The sequence below is a fragment of the Pseudomonas sp. GW823-FHT06B06 genome (genome assembly GCF_058795195.1).
Genome location: NZ_JBXAHO010000012.1, coordinates 53494 through 71906, shown reverse-complemented (window position 1 = coordinate 71906; position 18413 = coordinate 53494). Strand labels below are relative to the sequence as shown.

At 58.7% G+C, this 18413-nt stretch carries 17 protein-coding genes and 1 pseudogene; 13 read left to right on the top strand and 5 right to left on the bottom strand.

Translation table 11 applies throughout. The annotated features are described in order from the left end of the window. Positions 1-33: 33 nt before the first annotated feature. The 5 genes from AC1Q8Q_RS13415 (at position 34) to AC1Q8Q_RS13395 (ending at position 5044) form a co-directional block, all read left to right on the top strand. On the top strand, positions 34-483 hold the full coding sequence (locus AC1Q8Q_RS13415) for a nuclear transport factor 2 family protein (protein WP_020798254.1): 450 nt from the start codon (positions 34-36) through the stop codon (positions 481-483). 37 nt (positions 484-520) lie between these two features. Further along, on the top strand, positions 521-1882 hold the full coding sequence (locus tag AC1Q8Q_RS13410) for a phosphotransferase family protein (protein ID WP_020798253.1): 1362 nt from the start codon (positions 521-523) through the stop codon (positions 1880-1882). Between the two features lie 59 nt (positions 1883-1941). After that, complete coding sequence (locus AC1Q8Q_RS13405) at positions 1942-2763, top strand: SDR family NAD(P)-dependent oxidoreductase (protein WP_020798252.1); 822 nt, start codon at positions 1942-1944, stop codon at positions 2761-2763. Between the two features lie 11 nt (positions 2764-2774). Further along, positions 2775-4022 carry an MFS transporter gene (locus AC1Q8Q_RS13400; protein WP_020798251.1) on the top strand — a complete coding sequence of 416 codons (1248 nt, stop codon included), beginning with the start codon at positions 2775-2777 and terminating at the stop codon, positions 4020-4022. Between the two features lie 95 nt (positions 4023-4117). Next, positions 4118-5044, top strand: a complete 927-nt coding sequence (locus AC1Q8Q_RS13395) for a quinone oxidoreductase family protein (RefSeq protein WP_020798250.1) — start codon at positions 4118-4120, stop codon at positions 5042-5044. Positions 5045-5083: 39 nt separating this feature from the next. On the opposite strand, the gene AC1Q8Q_RS13390 is transcribed toward AC1Q8Q_RS13395, so the two are convergent. Continuing rightward, entirely contained in the window at positions 5084-5989 is a 906-nt protein-coding gene (locus AC1Q8Q_RS13390; protein WP_020798249.1) for a helix-turn-helix domain-containing protein, read from the bottom strand. A 142-nt stretch (positions 5990-6131) separates the two neighbouring features. Here AC1Q8Q_RS13390 and AC1Q8Q_RS13385 point away from each other — a divergent pair, with 142 nt between their 5' ends. After that, positions 6132-7043, top strand: a complete 912-nt coding sequence (locus tag AC1Q8Q_RS13385) for a LysR family transcriptional regulator (RefSeq protein WP_033043238.1) — start codon at positions 6132-6134, stop codon at positions 7041-7043. Between the two features lie 167 nt (positions 7044-7210). On the opposite strand, the gene AC1Q8Q_RS13380 is transcribed toward AC1Q8Q_RS13385, so the two are convergent. Beyond that, positions 7211-7660 (bottom strand): hypothetical protein, encoded by a 450-nt coding sequence (locus tag AC1Q8Q_RS13380; protein WP_020798247.1) that lies wholly within the window; start codon positions 7658-7660, stop codon positions 7211-7213. Positions 7661-7798: 138 nt separating this feature from the next. Further along, positions 7799-8179 (bottom strand): TetR-like C-terminal domain-containing protein, encoded by a 381-nt coding sequence (locus AC1Q8Q_RS13375; protein WP_020798246.1) that lies wholly within the window; start codon positions 8177-8179, stop codon positions 7799-7801. A gap of 80 nt (positions 8180-8259) precedes the next feature. On the opposite strand from AC1Q8Q_RS13375, the pseudogene AC1Q8Q_RS13370 reads away from it, so the two are divergent. From AC1Q8Q_RS13370 to AC1Q8Q_RS13355, 4 genes and pseudogenes are all read left to right on the top strand, one after another. Next, a pseudogene (locus tag AC1Q8Q_RS13370) lies at positions 8260-8463 on the top strand (DUF1329 domain-containing protein); the annotation flags it as partial. Between the two features lie 395 nt (positions 8464-8858). After that, complete coding sequence (locus tag AC1Q8Q_RS13365; protein ID WP_020798243.1) at positions 8859-9896, top strand: amidohydrolase family protein; 1038 nt, start codon at positions 8859-8861, stop codon at positions 9894-9896. After that, complete coding sequence (locus tag AC1Q8Q_RS13360) at positions 9893-11092, top strand: phosphotransferase (protein WP_020798242.1); 1200 nt, start codon at positions 9893-9895, stop codon at positions 11090-11092. The genes AC1Q8Q_RS13365 and AC1Q8Q_RS13360 overlap by 4 nt, the downstream gene beginning before the upstream one ends. A gap of 2 nt (positions 11093-11094) precedes the next feature. Then, a complete protein-coding gene (locus AC1Q8Q_RS13355; RefSeq protein ID WP_020798241.1) occupies positions 11095-11880 on the top strand; it encodes a tyrosine-protein phosphatase in 786 nt (261 codons plus the stop codon). Here the strand turns inward: AC1Q8Q_RS13355 and AC1Q8Q_RS13350 are convergent. Together AC1Q8Q_RS13350 and AC1Q8Q_RS13345 are read right to left on the bottom strand one after the other, a co-directional pair. Further along, on the bottom strand, positions 11877-12761 hold the full coding sequence (locus AC1Q8Q_RS13350; RefSeq protein ID WP_020798240.1) for a DMT family transporter: 885 nt from the start codon (positions 12759-12761) through the stop codon (positions 11877-11879). The two genes, AC1Q8Q_RS13355 and AC1Q8Q_RS13350, sit on opposite strands and share 4 nt — an antisense overlap. A 90-nt stretch (positions 12762-12851) precedes the next feature. Further along, positions 12852-13697 (bottom strand): SDR family oxidoreductase, encoded by an 846-nt coding sequence (locus AC1Q8Q_RS13345; protein WP_020798238.1) that lies wholly within the window; start codon positions 13695-13697, stop codon positions 12852-12854. A 420-nt stretch (positions 13698-14117) separates the two neighbouring features. On the opposite strand from AC1Q8Q_RS13345, the gene AC1Q8Q_RS13340 reads away from it, so the two are divergent. The 3 genes from AC1Q8Q_RS13340 to AC1Q8Q_RS13330 all read left to right on the top strand — a co-directional run bounded on the left by AC1Q8Q_RS13340 (position 14118) and on the right by AC1Q8Q_RS13330 (position 18394). Beyond that, complete coding sequence (locus tag AC1Q8Q_RS13340; protein WP_020798236.1) at positions 14118-15779, top strand: DUF1302 domain-containing protein; 1662 nt, start codon at positions 14118-14120, stop codon at positions 15777-15779. Positions 15780-15809: 30 nt separating this feature from the next. After that, positions 15810-17168: a DUF1329 domain-containing protein gene (locus AC1Q8Q_RS13335; RefSeq protein ID WP_020798235.1), complete on the top strand. Its 1359-nt coding sequence runs from the start codon at positions 15810-15812 to the stop codon at positions 17166-17168. A 95-nt stretch (positions 17169-17263) separates the two neighbouring features. Beyond that, positions 17264-18394 (top strand): YCF48-related protein, encoded by a 1131-nt coding sequence (locus AC1Q8Q_RS13330; RefSeq protein ID WP_020798234.1) that lies wholly within the window; start codon positions 17264-17266, stop codon positions 18392-18394. Positions 18395-18413 lie beyond the last annotated feature (19 nt).

The window sequence follows — 18413 nt, the reverse complement described above, 5'->3', positions numbered from 1 at the left end:
TCCCGATCAATTCACTGCACTGGAGCCCGTTTCATGGCACTCGAACAGGAACGCTTCATCCTCGACATGCTGGCCGCCTGGGGCGATGGCAGCGACGGCAGCCGCCCGGATATCGAACGCATCATGGCCACTTTTGCCGACGACGCTGTCTGGCAACTTTGGGTACCCGGTGGTCCGGTGATCCGTGGTCGTGACGCGCTGCGCAAGGAGATAGAGCGGCAGATGAGTTATGTCACGCATAACCACTGCAACACGCGCCACATCGTTTCTTCCGAGCGAGTGGTAATGACCGAACGCGATGATTACTGCGTCAGCAATGGCGTCCCCATGCCGCATTCGATGGTGGCGGTGTACGAGCTGAACGAGCAAGGCCTTATCTGTGCCTGGCGCGAGTACCTGGACACCGCTGACCTGGCGAAGAAAAAGGGCGTACCGCTGGAGCACGTGGGCGGGCCGAGCGCTGGTGTTATCAGCACCCATTGATAGCGGCGCTGGACATCAGCGTCTGAGGGAGACATGTATGCCAACAACAAATGTGACCTGTGATCCGGTCGAAGAAAAGCTGCGTACCTTTGTCGAAGGTCTACTGGGCGGGAAAATCACCGCCATGCAGCGTCTGCTGCGCTGGCGCCCGGCCTGGAACCTTGAGCTGCAACGCGATGGCGAAACCCTTCAGTTGCATATTCGGGGCGAGCGCGGTGGGGATGTCAGTCCATTCCCGGATCTGCGCCGGGAGGCGGACATTCTCTCCTTGCTCGGTCAGCAAGGCGTGCCCGTACCGCATATCTACGGCTTTTGCGAAGACCCGCAAGCCATCCTGATGCAGTTGGTGCCGGGTAGCCGTGACGTCAGTACGGCGAAGAGCGATGCCGAACGTCATGGGGTTGCACGCCAGTGGGTCGATGCCATGGTGCGTATGCACCAACTGCCGTTGCAACCCTTTATCGATCAGGGTATCAGCCTGCCCAAAGGTGCCGCGGACATTACCCTGGCGGGTCTGGAAGCCTATTACCCGCTGTATGCGCGTAATAAAACCAAGCCTCAGCCTCTGGCCGAATTCGCCCTCGGTTGGCTGCGGCGCAATGTGCCACAGCACCGAACCCGGCCTGCTTTCGTTCAGTACGATTCGGGGCAGTTTCTGTTCGAGAACGGACAGGTGCATGGCCTCTACGATTTTGAGTTCGCCATGATCGGTGATCCTCTGGCCGACCTCGCTTCGGCGCGCATGCGCGACAATTACGAACCGCTCGGGGACAGTTTTGCGGCCTTGTATCGCTATTATCAGCAAGTGACCGGCGAACCGGCGGAGCCTGATGTAGTGCGCTACCACACCGCGCTCTTCGCCACGGTCAGCACCATGCAGTTCTCGGCATCGGTGGCCACGCCACAACCGGGTGACCCGCATGACACCTACACCGAATTTGATATCGCCCTGCGCCGTGTGGTGGTGCATGCGCTGGCCGAGGCCATGGGTGTTCCCCTGCAAAAGCCGAAGCTGGACGTTGTCGGCACTGGCCCAAATGCACAGCTGCTGACCATGCTGACCGATGCCTTGGCCCAAGTGGAGGTTGCCAGCGATTTCCAGAAAACCAAATTGCGCGCAGTGAGCAAACTGGTGGAATACCTGGGCCGTGGCGATGCCATGGAGTTGCACTTGCGCAAGCTGGAGCAACAGGACGCGCAAGCGCTGCTGGACCGCACCTTCAGTGACTACAGCGAGATCGATGCAGCGCTGGAAACCTTTGTCAAAAACGCCGGGCCGGAATACGACGAACCCTTGCTGCACCTGTTCATGGCGCAAATCGAGCGGCGCGTCCTGGTCTATGGCAGCACCGCCATTGGCGCCTCCGCCAGCCACATCGACCTGCCGCCAGTCGCCTGACGCGGTGAAGCCTTCCTCGCCCGGTGGCTTGCCGCCGGGCCTTTGTTTTCGGAGTGTTTATGTCTGTTCCTGATAACGCCTTCAAGCATCGGTATGGTCCGTGGGCAGTGATCGCCGGTGCCTCGCATGGGGTGGGCGCCGCATTTGCCCATGCACTCGCCGAGCGTGGCCTTAACTGTGTGCTGGTGGCGCGCCGTGGCGAAGCCTTGGCGCAGTTGAAAAATGATCTGGAGCAACGGTACGACGTTGAGGTGCTGGTGCTCATCCAGGACCTGTCCCATCCCGATGCCTGTGAGCAATTGTTGGCGGCTGTTGGTAAGCGGCAAGTCGGTCTGTTTATCTACAACGCCGGGGGCGACCCCTACATCACGCGTTTTCTCGATACTTCGGTCGACGACTGGGGCGCCTTGCTGCGCCTCAACTGCCTAACTGTGATGCAATGCAGCCATGCCTTCGGTGCCGCCATGCTGGAACGCGGGCGAGGTGGATTGCTGCTGGTGGGTTCCCAGGCTGCGTTAGGCGGGATTCGAAAACTGGCGATGTACACCGCCACCAAAGGGTTTGCGCTGAACCTCGGCGAGTCGTTATGGGCGGAGTGGAAAGATCGTGGTGTGGATGTGCTCAACCTGGTCATCGGTACCGTGGACACCCCTACCATGCGCGATGCCATGGTCAAACTGAACATTCCCGACGCCCTCACCATGACGTTGCCCAAGGCTGAAGACCTGGCGCTTCTGGCGCTTCAGGAGCTGGGCAATGGCCCGACGTTGATACACCCCGAAGACACCCTCGAACAGCTCGCCAATGCGCCTGGCCCGGCACGCCGTGCACACGTGCTGAGCAAGAGCGCGCAAGCGGCTGTGTTCATCGGCAACGACTGAGGTCACACACCATGAAAGGCTTTGATAACGCAGAATTCAAACGCGGTTGGAGGGTGCTGATTCTGGCTCTCGTGGGTGTCGCCACCAGTTCCAGTTCGTTGCTGCTGTACAGCTTCAGCTCCCTGGTAATTCCCCTGGAACAGGCCATGGGCTGGGGCAGGGCGGAGTTACAGGCGGCGATCACCGCACTGTCGCTGGGCACCATTGTCGCGTCGCAATTGGCCGGCTGGCTCAATTTGCGATATGGCCTGCGCCTGATCACGTTGCTGTCCTTGTTGGCGTTGTCCGTGAGCGTCTTCCTCCTGAGCTGTGTCAGTGGCTCGATATGGACCCTCTACCTGGGTTTTTTCCTGGTGCCGCTGGCCGGGCTGGGTACGTTGCAGGTGACCTGGTCGCACTTGGTCAACCTGTGGTTTGAGGAAAACCGAGGCCTGGCGTTGGCGATCATCCTCAGCGGCTCCGGGCTCGCGGCCATCATGCTGCCGCTGATCACCGCCTGGGCGATCGGCCGTTGGAATTGGCAGGCGGGTTTTATCGCATTGAGCGTGTTGCCAATACTGCTGGCATTGCCACTGGCGTTACGCTGGTTAATGCCGACCGCTGTTGTCAGCCACAGCACATCACCACTTGCGGTCGTCAGCGAACGATCCGGCGGGCTGCTGTTGCGCGAAGCGCTGCGTTCGTGGCGGTTCTGGGTGTGCAACCTGTCGATGACATTGGTGGTGTCCTGCGTGGTGGGCATGGTCACCAACATCGTGCCACTGCTGCAGGATCGAGGCCTGAGCGCCCTGCAGGCCAGCCAGGTTTTCAGCAGCTTTGGCGTGTCGCTGATTCTCGGACGGTTGCTGGTGGGTTACCTGATTGACCGGTTGTGGGCCCCCGGTGTCGCCTCTTTGGCGCTTTTGATGCCGGCATTTGCCTGCGGCATTTTTGCCTATGGCGACTCCAGCATTGCCCTGTACACCCTCGCCACATTGCTGGTGGGTGTTGGTGCGGGCGCCGAATTCGATATCGCGGCATTCCTGATCGCCCGCTACTTCGGCATGCGCGACTACGGTCGCTTGTTCGGTGCCCATCTGGGCCTGATTACCGCCGGTGCCGCGATCTCGCCATTGCTGTTTGCGGGACTGTTCAAGCTGACCGGTGGCTACTCGGCCATGCTGTTGTTCAGCTTCATCTGCTTTGTCGTCGGACCCTTGCTTCTCCTGACGCTGGGTGGGTATCCGCGTTATCAGGCCGAGTCATTGGCGACCCGCTAGTGGAATTTCGAGCTAAACATATGGACAAATAATTGATTTGTGTTCAACTACTGCTCTAAGTGCAGCCTTAAAATAAAACAGACAAGGAGAATGCCATGCGTGCAGCAATTATTTCCGAGCGCAATGCGCTGCCGGTAGTCGACGAGTTTCGTGAGCCGAAGCCGCAAGACGGCGCGGTACTGATCGATGTCGATACCGCTGGCCTGGGGGGCTGGGATGTACTCGGCGCCTACCGTCTCGGAGTGGAGTACCCCTGTGTCATTCGCGGCGAAGGCGTAGGCCGTGCGCCGGATGGCCGTCGGGTGTATTTCGGGGAACGCTCGGTGCTGCCATTTGGTGCCTGGGCAGAGCGCACCCTGGTGCCGCAAGCCGAAGTGTGGAATGTGCCGGACGACGTGGACGATAAAACCGCGATCAGCATGGGCATTGCGGCTACCGGTGCCATCGTTCCACTGGAAAAAGCCGAAATTCAGAAGGGTGAAAAAGTCCTGATTTTGGGCGCGACCGGTACCCTCGGCCAGATCGCCTTGCAACTGGCGCGCGGTATGGGTGCGGGCAAGGTGGTCGGTGCTGCGCGGTCGGGTGAAGCGCTGGGCCGTTTGAAGTCGCGGGGCCTCGCCGATGAGGTGGTGACACTAGGCGGTAGCGATGATGTCGCAGCTCTCAAGGACGCGGCCGATGGTGGATTTGACGTGGTGCTGGACCTGGTGTGCGGTCAACCCATGTTGACGTCTCTGAAAGCCACCAATTGGGGCGCCCGTATCGTGACCATTGGCACGGGGGCCGGACGCCAGCTCAATCTGGATATTGCCGATCTATTGTTCCGCAACTTGTCGTGCATCGGCACCGGCCAGCGCGCGCCAGCAGACCGTGAGCAAATCTGGCTGCGTCTGCTGAAGATCGCCAAAGAGCAGCAGATTCAGGTGGATTACCTTGACTTCACCCTGGATCAGGCAGCTGAAGCCTGGGCCGCGCAGGTCAATGGGCCACACGCAAAAATCACTGCCACGATTCGTCGTTGAAACCCCTGTCGCTAAAAGGTGCCCTTGTTCGGGTGCCTTTTAGCGTCGGCGCTGATGGCGAAACTCTTCGGGTGTAACGCCGAGTTCTTTGCGGAATGCGGCACTGAAGGCTGCTGCATTGTTGAAGCCGGCCTGATAGGCAACTTGTTTGATCAGTAACCGTGTGTCGGCCAGCAGCGCCATGGCTTTTCGCAGGCGATGTTGTGCTGCGTATTGGCGCAATGTCATGCCAGTCGTGTTTTTGCAGCGACTGGACAGAGTTCGCAACGGCAGCTCGCAGGCCTGCGCCAAGTGGCGCAAAGAGTGGCCTTCGTCGCTCGTGGTATCGAGCAGTTCACGCAGGATGTTGAATTGCCGAGGGCTGAGTTTTTCAGTGTCGGGTAAGGGAACGGCGGCAACGACGGGAACGTCGATGAACTCGCGGCGCAGGTCCAGGGCAATGCTGGTGAGCAGGCACTCGGTTTGCAATTCGCTGGCGAAACCGGGATTGCTCACCTCTTCGGCCAGCCGTTGCAAGGACGCGTGCAGGTAACCGCTCTGCAGGTCAAGCATGGCTTCGCTGACGTTCTCCTTCCAGTTCCAGCGATAACTGCCCAGGGCGCCGAGGGAGGAGGGATCGAACAGGCACACCAGGGCCTTTTGCTTGCTGGCATCGTGGCGTAGATGGAATTCGGTGCGATGGGGAATGAACAGCAGTTTGCCCAAGGGCTGGAATTGATGCGCGCCGTGGCTGGCAAAGCTGCCGCAGTTAGGCTTGCTTTGAACGCTGGCAGGCAGCATCAGGCGTATCAGGCAACTGTTGCCGGTTTCAATCAGGGCCGTGCCGGAGCACGACCATTGCGCCTGTTCAACGCGCAGATCGAAGCCTTGTTTGGCCAGTGAAGCTTCGGTCAGGAAATTACCTGACGCTTCACAGTTGTACTCGCTGTAGTGGATCGCGTTCATTTTTCAACCTTCAGCCTTTTTTATTGTTGGTGCTGAAATTCGAAGGGTGGCAATACGGCAAAGCAGCTACCCGGTCTCGAGTGTACCGAGGCTGTGGACCAAGCTGTTTCATATATTCAGACCGTAGGTATCAGAAAATCAGATGACAAAGGGCAGAGATATTTCAATGCGCCAGCTGCGTTATTTTGTCGCCGCCGCGGACGCCGGACAGTTTTCCCAAGCGGCGCTGAAGGCACATGTATCGCAGTCGGCGATTACGGCGGCCGTGTTGCATCTGGAACAGTCCATGGGCGTCAGCCTGTTCGACCGCCTGCCCCATGGCGTGTCACTGACCGCTGAAGGCAACAAGTTTTCCCAGCATGCGCGGCACATCCTCGACACCCTGCAGGACGCCCTCAGTGAACCGCTTTTTCTCGGTCACGCCATGCAAGGCACCGTACGAGTGGGCGCCTCTTACACGGTGCTGGGCTATTTTCTGCCTGCGCTGCTGGCGCGCTTCAAACGTAGCTACCCTCAGGTTGAGATCGACCTGATCGACATGGACCGTCACAGCATTGAGGAAGCCCTGGGCAATGGCGATCTCGACCTGGGCCTGACGATAGTCTCCAACACACCAAACCTGCAGGGGTTCGCTCACCAGGTGCTGATTCGTTCTCGCCGCCAACTCTGGTTGGCCAGTCAGCACCCTTTGATGTCCGCCACCTCGATCAATCTCGAAGACGTCGCCGAGCATCCCTATATCCTCGCCACGGTCGATGAGGGGGAGGCTTCGACTTCGCGCTACTGGGAATCCCGTGGATTGGCGCCCAAGGTGGCTTTTCGCACCTCATCCATGGAGGCATTGCGCGGGTTGGTGGGGCATGGTTTCGGCGTGACCATTCTCTCGGACATGGTCTACCGGGCCTGGTCCCTGGAGGGCAAGAAAATTGAGATCCGCCCGCTGGTAGACGTGATTCCCCCCATGGAGCTCGGACTTATCTGGCTGCCAGATACCCGTTTGTCAGCATCGGCCCAGGCATTCCGGCAGTTTTTGATCATGGCCTGCGCTTCGTAGCCTTGCAGCTGGCGCGCAGCGTTGACTGGCTATTTGCCGGAGTCGAGTGAGGAGGGGATCGTAAATCGCGAAAACTGTGCAGTGGTATTGGATATTCAGATACTGCAACACAGGTGGGTTTTTTTGCGTCTTCGCAGAGGACAGAATTCAGGGGTGGTATCGCAATTTCAATTCGCTGCTTGCTTGATATCTCCGCAGAAAATATCGACGTTGCCATCGGCCGGCGTGGTTGTCACAACCACGGAGTAGCCGGTGGAAAACAGTTCTGACATGGCGACAGGCGCGCTTCGTGAATAGGTCCAGCCACCGATATCGGAAATACGGCTGGTGTTGATCCGGTCATTCATTGTGTAGGCAACGGGCCCGGGTTGTTTGCAGCTCCCTTTATGGATAGACGTATAGAGGTTCAAGGGACTGAGGGTTCCGCTTGGAACCCCGCCAATGATGAAGGTAAAGGCGGTTTCATTGCCTTGGTTGGCCAATGTCGTATTGGCAATCTCGCCGGTGTTCTGTGGCGTAGCAAGCAGAGGAATGGTCACTGTCTGGTTTGATGAATGCGTACAGCCGAGCATCATCACAGTGGCCATCAGCGCCGCCGATTGATTTCTCAAATTCATGATAAATCTCCTGTGCTCCGAAAATGTAGTACGGGAGATTTTGGTATAGCTCATTTGAGCAATGTCTTGTGCGGGATGCAGACAGGGGCGGTGCCATTTTGCCGGGTGTATTGGGGGTCGACCCGCATCGTGACGCCGCTACTGCCGAGCGTTGTTGGCCGGCGGCCAGGTTCCATTGTTCATCAGGCTGTCGAAGGTCTCGGTCATTTCTTGCGCCGAGTTCGGATAGTCGTGGCGTACCCACCACAGCCACAGCCCGATCAAGGCCCCCACGAAACAGCGTACCGCCGCTTCGCCACGCATGTGCTCCACCTGGTACAAACCCTGTTTTCGGTAGTGTTCCCGCACCTGGATGATCAGGATATTTTCCAGATGGGCAAGAATCACGCTCTGGCCGGGACCGCTGAAAAATGACGTCGTCAGTGCCGCATGACGTTCGGTAGCGCTGAACAGCCAGGCTGACACGTCCAGCAGGACACGACGGTCGCCACCTACCTCGGTGACCTTGGTTGAGGGCATGCCAATGGCTTCATACCCGGCAACGATCAGGTCTTCCTTGTCGCGAAAGTGCGCGTAGAAGGTGGAGCGGGCAACCCCCGTACCGCGCGCTGTTCCAGAGCGGCGTTCAGTTGTACGACAAAAACCTTCCGTACACAGTGAAAAACGTCAGTTATGACTTCAACAAGGGCATGTGGTCGTTGCTCAACGACGGCCTCAAGGGCGGCTACCGGGTACACGACGCACCGCTGTCGGAGCGCGACATGAAACCTGAATCGATTGTTTCCCAGGAAACGCAACGCTGATTGCATCGAATGGACACGCATTTGCGGCCTGAGTGGGCCGCTTTTTTTTTGCTGGATTCTTTTGGCGTACATATCCATTTGAGGCGGCCTGACAGCCGACCCCTGTAGGAGCGAGCCTGCTCGCGATGGACGTCAACGATAACGCGCCCTGTCTGGATGAACGCGTTGTCTGGGCCTCCATCGCGAGCATGTTCGCTCCTACAGGTTCTTCCAATCCGCAAAAGCCCGTTCCACACAAGGCACACCCCAAAAACCTTCTCTAGCTTCAATAATAAATGAACACATATAGAAAAAGTGTCTATATTATTGGCGGTGCAGTTATCCCTCAAACCGGTCCGAACGCCCTGTCAAATGAGGCGTTCGACCTGCTGGCTTATTACAACAAGGAGAATGCCATGCTGATTGATGTCCACGCCCACTTGCTGACTGAGGGTATGCTGAACCGCCACGAGTTCTGGGGGCCGTTCATGAAGGTGCAGGGGCTGACCGTGGGGCATTTTTCCCTCGGTACCAAGCAACCGGCCAAAGCCGCTACTGACGCTGAGGCGCAGGCCAACCTCCTCGCGCGCATGACCCACGCCAGCCGGCGCAAGCTGATGGCCGAACGGGGTGTCGACAAGCTGGTGATGTCCACACCGTCCCACTGTTTCATGTATTGGGCAGGTGATTTCGCCAACGAATACGCGCGCCTGTGCAACGACGAGCTGTCGGCATTTTGCCGGGCCGATCCCGACCACTTCGATTTCTGGTGCCACGCCAACCTGGCGGACCCACTGAACGCAGCCAAGGAAATCGAACGCGCCGTGACTCAGTTAGGCGCCAAGGGCGTGTGCGTCGGTGGGGCCAATTTCAATGGTCTGGAAGCTCACGATGAACGCCTGTTCCCCGTCTGGGAAAAGCTCACCCAGCTGGATGTGCCGATCATGGTGCATGGCTTCAACCAGTCGATCTACTGGGGCGAAAAACACACCGACGACAAGTTCGAAACCACTTCGATCGTGGGTGATTGCGTCGATGAAACGTTGTTCTTCTGGTACCTGATCTGCGGCGGCGCACTGGATGTTTTCCCGACCCTGAAAACCTACATCACCCATGCCGGTGGCATGGCGGTTTTCCAGTTGGGGCGTTTGAGCGAGCTCAATCGGGCAATGGCACCTGACTCGCGCAACCAGCGACCGTTGATGGATTACATGCATAATTTCTACTTCGACCTCGACGTGCATGCGCCCGGCTTGCGTCGTGGTGTCGCCGAGGTGGTTGGGGCGGAGCGTCTATTATACGGCACTAACTTTGGTGGCGCCTATGATCATGGCGACTTGACCGAGGGGCTGGGTTTGTCTGCTCAAGACCGTGAACGGATTCGTAGCGGTAACGCGATCGAACTCCTCAAGCTGAAGGTTCCGGCCAACGCTGGCCGGGTGCTGACGTCGTGACGGACAGCCTGCTGGACATGGCCGCCGGGCGGCCATACCCGCAGCGCAGCGGGCGATTGCCTCGGCAACTGAGTGAGATATCCGCAGCCTGGCTCACGCAGCTATTGCAGCCGCGTTATCCAGGCATCGAGGTCCTGGCGCTGACGGCGTTGGAGGTCCGTAACGGGCACACCACCAAATTGCGCGCCAGGCTTGAGTTGAACGAGGTCGGACAGCGCGCGGGTATTCCTGCGCATGTGTGCCTGAAGTCGAACTGGTCCGAAGGTTTCGAGAGCGGCGATATCTGTGAGCTGGAAGCGCGCCTGTATCATCTGGCGCGCGGCTGGACCGATGCGCCATTGCCGACCACATTTTTCACCGACTGGGACGCCGATGGTGGCGGTCGAGGTGTGGTGATGATGGAAGACCTCGGTCTGGCTGCCGGGCAATTTGGTCATAGCACCGATCACCTTGGCTTGGACGGTGTTGCTCAGGGGCTCGAGTCACTGGCGACGGTGCATGCTGCTACCTGGAACAGTCCGCAGTTGCAGGAGCAGCGCTGGTTGCCGGTGTCGATGGCCAACCCGGTGGACAGCGACGGTCTGCTGCGCATGTACAACTACATCAAGGTCAATCTGCGTAAACCCGAGTACCAGCAGCTGCTGCCGAAATGGATGTACGAATCACCGGAGTTGTTTAGCCATGCCTTCGATGAATTGGCAGCTTTTGAACTGGAGCAGACTTCACCCTGTTGTTTGATCCATGGTGACTCCCATCAGGGTAATAGTTTCTTGCGCAGTGACGGTCAACGTATCTGGCTGGATTGGCAACTGGCCCGACGTGGCCGGCCATGGCGCGATGTCGCCTATTTCATGCTCGGCGCGTTGACCGTGGAGGAGCGCCGCGCCGAAGCGCTGCGTTTGCTGCGTGTTTACCGTGAAAAACTGATTAGCCTGGGAGCCGAAGGCGTGCTGGGTCAGGACGCGGCCTGGGAACAAGTACGGCGTTGGCCGGTCTGGGGGATGCAGACCTGGATGTCGAACATGGATGATTGGGGGCAGGCCGGACTGCCAATGGTGGAGCGGTTTTTCGCCGCCGCAGAAGATTTTGATACTGTGCGCTTGTTAACCCACGGCCGTAAGCCACGCCGCACACCGATATTGGGGCAGGGCGCAAGGCCGTTGACGCAAGCGTATCAACATTTATTGGAGAGTTGAGCGTGGTCAATCAGGAAGATTTGCGTCTGCAAGGCGCGGATAACTTTCGCAGCTTGAAAGGCATTCCCTCCCATTGTGGTCGCCGCATTGGCGGCGATATTCTTTTGCGCGCAGACCAGTTGCATGGGCTGACTGCTGAAGACTGGCAGACACTTCAGCGCCTGGGGTTGCAGACCGTCTGCGATTTACGCAGCGCGGGTGAGCGTGAACGTTACCCGAACCGCTTGCCCAATAACGCAATCCGGGAGTTGCACCTGGAGGTCATAGGCGATGTCCGGGCCGATCCACGCCTTGCCCTCATGCTGGCGAATAATCCGGTGGCGGAGGGTGCACGGGCCATGATGCTGGAAGTTTACCGGCGACTACCGGGAATGTTGGCGCCCCGGTTGCCGGCGCTGTTCGAGTTGTTTTCTGCAGGCAAGGGCTCGGTGCTGATTCACTGCACGGCGGGCAAGGACCGCACCGGCATCGCGGTCATGCTGCTGTTGCATGCCCTTGGTGTCACGCCAGAACACATCTTGACCGACTATTTGCGTTCGGCACGGCGTTTCAGTCAGTTGAGTGCAGAGCGTCAGCAGGCGATGAGTCATGCGGTGGGCCGGATGGTGGGCCAGCCGGTCAGCGAAGCGGCGTTCGATGCGGTAGTGGATGCCCGGCCTGAATACCTGAATGCCGCTTATGCGGTGATCGAGGCTGAATACGGTGGCCTGGATCGCTATCTGCAGCGTTTCAGTGGTTTGAGTGGCACGGGCTTGCAGGCATTGCGAGATACCTTGCTGGTCGCCTAGGTCGCGGCGCGGGTCATGACCCGGGCCGGTTTCCATTGCGCCAATCCGATCCCCAGCAAAATTAAGCCGCCACCCACCGCGTGGTACAGGTGCAACGTTTCCCCGAGCAGCACGATCGCCAATACCGCGGTAAACAGCGGCACCAGGTTCATCAATACGGCAGTTTTTTCTGCGCCGAGGGTTTGCAGGCCGCGCATCCACAGGCCGGGTGCCAATGCCGAGGCGAACAGGCCAGCGAATAACACCAGTGGGATGTTCTTTGCCGTCAGGGCTATCGACGGTGCCAGCACGAAAGGCGGCACCAGCAGCAGGGTGCCGCAGATAATTTGCATATACAGGCTTTCCCAGGTTGGCAGGGGAATCTGCCAGCGCTTCACCAACACGCAATACAGCGCGTACGACAGCGACGCCGCCAACATCATCAGCTCACCTTGCCCGACCCCATGCTGCCAGAGTGAAGACAAGTCGCCTGCTGCCAGCAACCAGGCCAGTCCGGCAAACGAAACCAGGGTGCCGACCAGCAATGTCGCGGTGGGCCGGGTATTGAGCACCGGGAAGGCCAGGAGCACGGTGAGTAGCGGCATGGTCGCCAGAATCAGGCCCATCGACGTGGCGCTGACGGTGTGTGCCGCAAAATACGCCAGTGACTGGTACAGCGACATGCCGAGCAATCCCAGCAGCCACAGCTTGGCCAGATAAGGGCGAATCTGACGGCGCAAGCGCCATACCCTGGGCAACAACACCGGTGACAACACCAGCAGCGCCGTCAGCCAGCGATAGAAGGAAATGGCTGCGGGGTCGATCACCCCGACCGACAGACGGTTGACCACCGTACTGGCGGCCCAGATCAGCGTGGCAAGGACGGGTAGCAGCAGATTCATCAGGGTGCGCCAACGTTGAGGGTGCGCCGGGCGCACCGGGACCAAGGCCGCTTTCGCGGCGATCAGTGAATGCCGGACTGCGTGTGCGCGTTATTCGCTGGCAGCGTTACGAGCGGCAATGGCAGCGGCAAAGTCGCGCTTGAGCGTCGGGAAGTAAGCAATCTGCCCACCCATGCCGCCGGCTATGTCGATCGAGGCAGCGCTGATGAAGCTGGCATATTCGCTGGCCAGGAACAGCGCCATGCCGGCAACGTCTTCAGGCTTGCCGTAGCGTCCGAGCGGCACGACTTTCATCACCATGGCGTCGAACTCCTCGCGACTCACGCCCGGCCCCATCTCTTTGTAATGACGGTCCCACTGGCCGGTATCGATCCAGCCCATGTTCAGGCTGTTGACCAGGATATTGTCCTTGGGCAGGGACATGCCCAGCGAGCGGGAGAGGGCGATGCACGACGCGCGGTTGATCACCGAAGGAATGCCGTCTGGCGTCGGAATCGCGCCGGCCAGGGCGTTGATTTCGATGATTCGCCCCCAACGCTGTTCACGCATGAACGGCACCACGGCCTGGACGAAACGAAAATGCCCCATCTGCAGGATGTTGGCATGTTCGAGGATGGCCTCCGGCGTCAGGGTATCGAGATTACCGCCGCGTCCTTGACCCGCATTGTTGACCAGCACATCGACACCGCCCCAGGCGTGTGCAACTTCGGCGACGAAAGCCTTGACTCCCTCACTGTCGGTCACGTCAACCGCTCGGGCAATGACCGCCTGGGCGTGTTCCGCGAGCTGCGAACCCACCTCGCGGACGTCTGCCTCACTGCGGGCGCAAATCGCTACCCGCGCCCCTTCAGCCGCGAAAGCCCGGGCGATGGCCAGGCCGATGCCCCGGGAAGCACCCGTGATGATCACGCGCTTTGCACTCAAATCAATGTTCATGCTGGCTCCTGTTGTTTTTTTTCTGCCGGTCCGCTTGCGGGTTTTCCTGCCTGACCCCCGTATTCAGGGGGTCTGCCCGGACTATTGAAAGCCCAAAGAGGTCATTCGTCAAAGATTATTTGAACGTTTATGTGTTTTGTGTGCAGTATTGCCCCGGGCGACACCGTTGGCTAAAACAGATAGCCAAGGAATCGCGGTTAAAATTCTGAATAGAGAACTGCAATCTTTATGTGGAATTTTACATTGCGATCCGTTACGGTGGCTTTCAGCTGAGGAGGGAAGTGGTCCTGGATGCGTGCCAGGCCTCTCGAGCGGACTGTCCAGGCGGGACATGCATCGATCCTGTGGGGTTTCGCAGATCGCTGGAATGACTGTTTGAACGCACTTAACGTCAGAAAATAAAAATAAAAGGTAGTGTGTATGAAAGAGAAGACCAAACAGGGTCGGCGGGTGCTGACTCAAGGTGCTCTGACACTGTTGATGGTTGGCAGTGCACAGGGTTTGATGGCGGCCTCGTTCGACATGTCGAACCCAGACTACCGCGTGCGTTGGGACAATACGGTCCGTTACAACCTGGGGATGCGGACCGACAGTCAAGACAGCCACATCATGAATACGCCGAACTACGACGAGTCGGACGGCAAGTTCGATAGAAACGAGATCGTGACAAATCGTCTCGATCTGTTTAGTGAGTTCGATTTTTCCTATCTCAACGATTGGGGTGCTCGTCTCAGTGCTGCCGGCTGGTATGACCAGGCCTACGATGACGACAAAGTCCACAGCAACATTCCAGGGTTCGCGACCAGCTACCACAACAACAAGTACAGCGGTGAAGTGGACCGCTACATGAACGGTCCTTCGGGCGAAATTCTCGATGCGTTCCTCTGGAAAAACTTCAACGTCGGCGAAATACCGGTCAACGTGAAAGCCGGTCGCCACACCAACTACTGGGGTGAGGGCCTGCTCATCGGCGCGCATGCCGTGTCTTATTCCCAGGCGCCAAGTGATGGCGTGAAAGCCTCGACCAGTCCTGGTATCGAAACCAAGGAAGTGTTCCTGCCAGTCGGGCAAATATCGGCCAAGGCGCAACTCACCGACCATCTCTCTGTTGCCGCTCAGTATTTCTACGAATGGGAACCGACTCGCATACCTTACGGGGGCACGTACTTTGGTGGTGCCGACCCATTGTTCGAAGGCCCGGACCAGCTACCGTTGGCCGCCAACGGCTCGACCCTGCAACGTCAGGATTCGAAATTCGGGCGTGATGGCAAGAACTGGGGCGTGATGGGCAAACTCAACGTCGAAGAAATCGAATCGACCTTCGGCGCCTACTACCGTCAGTTCGACGATTACCAGCCTTGGCTGGCCCCGGAAATCAAGGCAGCAGCGGGCTCCTATCGGGTGATTTACCCACGTGGCGTGAAGCTCGCGGGCCTCAGCTTCGCCCGGGTCTTCAACACTGTGGCGGTCGGTACCGAATTGTCCTATCGGATGAACGGCGCATTGAATGCCACCGGCGTCAGTGCCCTGGACGATGAAGGTCCTCGCGGTGACACCATCCACTTCATTGCCAACGCTGTTTACGGCGTGCCGCGTAACTTTATTTCGAACAACGGCACGCTGGTTGGTGAATTCGCGTACAGCCATCTGGATCGGGTGACCGAGCACGAAGAGTTGTACAAAGGGGTTGGCGAGAATGCTTGTACCGATGCCAGAAACCCTCGCAGCCCCGGCTCCGGCGATGAGTCCGATGGTTGCTCGTCGAAGAACTACTACGCAGTTGCCGTCAACTACACGCCACAGTACATTCAGGTCCTGCCTTCCTGGGACCTGGATGTCCCAATGACTGTCAACTACGGCCTGCATGGCAACGCCCCGACTGCCGGTGGCGGTAACGAAGGCGCGCTGTCCTACTCAGTCGGCCTGAAGGCCACTTATGCCCAACTCTATGAGTTCGGCTTGCGTTACGCAGACACCAAGGCCCAACCCAAGCATCTGGCCAACGGCACTGTAGCCGGTAACGGTCCGGTCGGTGGTACCGACCGCGGCTGGCTGGCATTTACCTTCAAGACCTCCTTCTGATAAATCCAACAAGAATCGGAGAATGTGTTCATGAAACGACAACTTGCCTTATCCATTGCCCTGATGAGCATGGCGACCTACACCCTGGCGGCAGGCGGTGACGCTTCCGAACTGGGCAAAAGCCTCACCCCGTTCGGGGCGATCAAGGCGGGTAACGCCGAGGGCACCATCCCTGCCTATGACGGTGGCCTGACCAAGGCACCGGCCGGCTTCGTACCCGACAGCGGGTTCTGGGTCGATCCGTTCAAGGATGAAAAACCACTATTTCGTATCGATGCCAAAAACGTCGACAAGTACGCGGACAAGCTCAGTGAAGGGCAAAAAACCCTCATCAAGAAGTACCCGACGTATTACATCGACATTTATCCAAGCCACCGTACGACCGCCTATCCCCAGGCCGTGCTGGATGCCACCGTCCGCAACGCCAGCAGTTGCACGATTCAGAAAGACGGCCTGGCGGTCGATCCGTCCTGCCGTGGCGGCTTGCCGTTCCCGATCCCGAAGACCGGCAACGAAGTGATGTGGAACCAGCAGGTGCGCTACAAGATCGGCACCGGTTACTCAACCACTTCCTCTTCGAACAGCTGGGTGGTGGACGCCAATGGCTCGATCACCAAGACCGCTGAGCAAGCGACCTTCGAAGAGACACCGTACTACCAGGTCTCCCAGGCCGATCGTGATTCACTGATGTATGCCCGAGTGTTCTCGCGCAATGACTATCCGGCGCGCCGCTCCGGTGAAGTCGTGGTGCTCACCGACTTCCTCGACCCACAGGCCAAGGCTCGTCGTTCCTTCAGCTACTCCCCGGGTCAGCGTCGCGTCAAGCTGGCGCCAGAGTTCGCCTTCGATACGCCTGTGGCCAGTCAGGGCGGTGTGACACTGTTCGATGAGCTGCAAATGTTCTCCGGCAGCCAGGATCGGTTCGACTACAAACTGGTCGGCAAAAAAGAGATGTACATTCCGTACAACGCCTACAAGTTCTACTTCGGTACCAAGCAGGAAGATCAGTTCATGCCGCACCACGCCAACCCGGCCAACGAGCGTTGGGAGCTGCATCGGGTGTGGGTCGTGGAGGCGACGTTGAAGCCGGGCATGCGCCACGTCTACAGCAAACGTACCTATTACCTGGATGAAGACACCTTCGGTGTAGGCCTGTATGACGCCTGGGACAAGAGCGGCGCGTTGTATCGCTCGATCTTCCTCAGTGGCGTACAGCTCTACGACAAGAACATTCCCTACAACGTGAAAAACGTCGTTTATGACTTCAACAAAGGCATGTACGCGTTGCTCAACGATGGGCTCAAAGGTGGTTACAAGTTCTATGACAAACCGCTCAGCGAGCGCGACATGAACCCTGAAGCCATCGTAGCCCGGGTCACTCAACGCTGATGTGAGTCGCCTGTCCTGCCCGTCGGTTTGCGCATCAAGCCTGGCGGGTAGAACAGGTGGGTTCTGCCATGCGGGATGGTTAAGGAATAAAAATAATGATTAGCCCTTGCCCTGCTTCTGTTCTTTTTTCCAAGTCGCGCCTACTGCTTGCGGTTGCGTTGACCGTAGGTGTCAGTTCGTTGGTGGCGATGCCTGCTTATTGCGCGGCTGCGCCTTCCACCGATACGCTGGACGTACCGGCGCAACGGGTGGACGAGCGGCTGCCCGCACCCTTGTTGTCGGTCGCCAGGGCTGGCGATGCGATGATCAGCGTCGGTCTCCACGGATTGATCCAGCGCTCCACCGACGCGGGACGAACCTGGCAGCAGGTCGACAGTCCGGTGTCCAGCGATCTGGTGCAAGTGCGGTTTCGCGATGAGCGAAATGGCTGGATCGTCGGTCACGATGCCCTGGTGCTGCACACCACTGATGGCGGTCACAGCTGGCAAGTGCAGCTCGACGGGCGCCGCCTGTTGACACTGCTTAATGCCTACTACGGTCCGCGGTCCGAAAAAGGCGACGAATCCGCGGCCCTGGTAGTCAGGGAAGTGGCAATGGCCGCCGGTACCTCGGCGACCCCGGGCGTATTGGCCGCACCCTTTCTGGATGTGATGTTCGATGAACAAGGCAACGGCTTTGCCGTGGGTGCCTTCGGGCTGTTGTTGCACAGCACTGACAACGGCCAGAACTGGGAGCCGTGGATCGAGCGCAGTGACAATGAGCGGCGCATGCACCTGTATGGCCTGGCTCAGCAAGCGGGCACTTTCTATATCAGCGGCGAACAGGGGCTGTTGATGCGCCTGGATCGTCAGCAACAACGTTTCGTGAAAATCGAAACGCCCTACACCGGCACCTACTTCGGCGTCCGCGCCTACGATCATTTGCTGCTGGCTTACGGGCTGCGCGGCAATCTGTTCGCCAGCCGCGATGACGGGCAGCAATGGCAGGCCGTGGAAACCAACCTCAATAGCAGTCTGGTCAGCATCGTCGAGCAGGGCAACGCCTTGATCGTCGTGAGCCAGGGCGGGCAACTGGTCAGCGTTGATCGCCAGAGTTTGCAAGTCACGCCGCTGGCGGATGCGCGAATGGGTGAGGTTTATGCAGCCAGTGCCACCAACCAGGCTGGGAGCCTGGTTGTCACGCGCTTTAGCGGCGCCAAGGTCATCGATATCGCCCAGGCCAACTGACGCCGTCGGCACGATTCCC

What these genes read in the sequence shown, in the direction of transcription:
- AC1Q8Q_RS13415 (WP_020798254.1), top strand. Translation starts at nt 34, where the DNA reads ATGGCACTCGAACAGGAACGCTTCATCCTCGACATGCTGGCCGCCTGG.
- AC1Q8Q_RS13410 (WP_020798253.1), top strand. Translation starts at nt 521, where the DNA reads ATGCCAACAACAAATGTGACCTGTGATCCGGTCGAAGAAAAGCTGCGT.
- AC1Q8Q_RS13405 (WP_020798252.1), top strand. Translation starts at nt 1,942, where the DNA reads ATGTCTGTTCCTGATAACGCCTTCAAGCATCGGTATGGTCCGTGGGCA.
- AC1Q8Q_RS13400 (WP_020798251.1), top strand. Translation starts at nt 2,775, where the DNA reads ATGAAAGGCTTTGATAACGCAGAATTCAAACGCGGTTGGAGGGTGCTG.
- AC1Q8Q_RS13395 (WP_020798250.1), top strand. Translation starts at nt 4,118, where the DNA reads ATGCGTGCAGCAATTATTTCCGAGCGCAATGCGCTGCCGGTAGTCGAC.
- AC1Q8Q_RS13390 (WP_020798249.1), bottom strand. Translation starts at nt 5,989, where the DNA reads ATGAACGCGATCCACTACAGCGAGTACAACTGTGAAGCGTCAGGTAAT.
- AC1Q8Q_RS13385 (WP_033043238.1), top strand. Translation starts at nt 6,132, where the DNA reads ATGACAAAGGGCAGAGATATTTCAATGCGCCAGCTGCGTTATTTTGTC.
- AC1Q8Q_RS13380 (WP_020798247.1), bottom strand. Translation starts at nt 7,660, where the DNA reads ATGAATTTGAGAAATCAATCGGCGGCGCTGATGGCCACTGTGATGATG.
- AC1Q8Q_RS13375 (WP_020798246.1), bottom strand. Translation starts at nt 8,179, where the DNA reads ATGCCCTCAACCAAGGTCACCGAGGTAGGTGGCGACCGTCGTGTCCTG.
- AC1Q8Q_RS13365 (WP_020798243.1), top strand. Translation starts at nt 8,859, where the DNA reads ATGCTGATTGATGTCCACGCCCACTTGCTGACTGAGGGTATGCTGAAC.
- AC1Q8Q_RS13350 (WP_020798240.1), bottom strand. Translation starts at nt 12,761, where the DNA reads ATGAATCTGCTGCTACCCGTCCTTGCCACGCTGATCTGGGCCGCCAGT.
- AC1Q8Q_RS13345 (WP_020798238.1), bottom strand. Translation starts at nt 13,697, where the DNA reads ATGAACATTGATTTGAGTGCAAAGCGCGTGATCATCACGGGTGCTTCC.
- AC1Q8Q_RS13340 (WP_020798236.1), top strand. Translation starts at nt 14,118, where the DNA reads ATGAAAGAGAAGACCAAACAGGGTCGGCGGGTGCTGACTCAAGGTGCT.
- AC1Q8Q_RS13335 (WP_020798235.1), top strand. Translation starts at nt 15,810, where the DNA reads ATGAAACGACAACTTGCCTTATCCATTGCCCTGATGAGCATGGCGACC.
- AC1Q8Q_RS13330 (WP_020798234.1), top strand. Translation starts at nt 17,264, where the DNA reads ATGATTAGCCCTTGCCCTGCTTCTGTTCTTTTTTCCAAGTCGCGCCTA.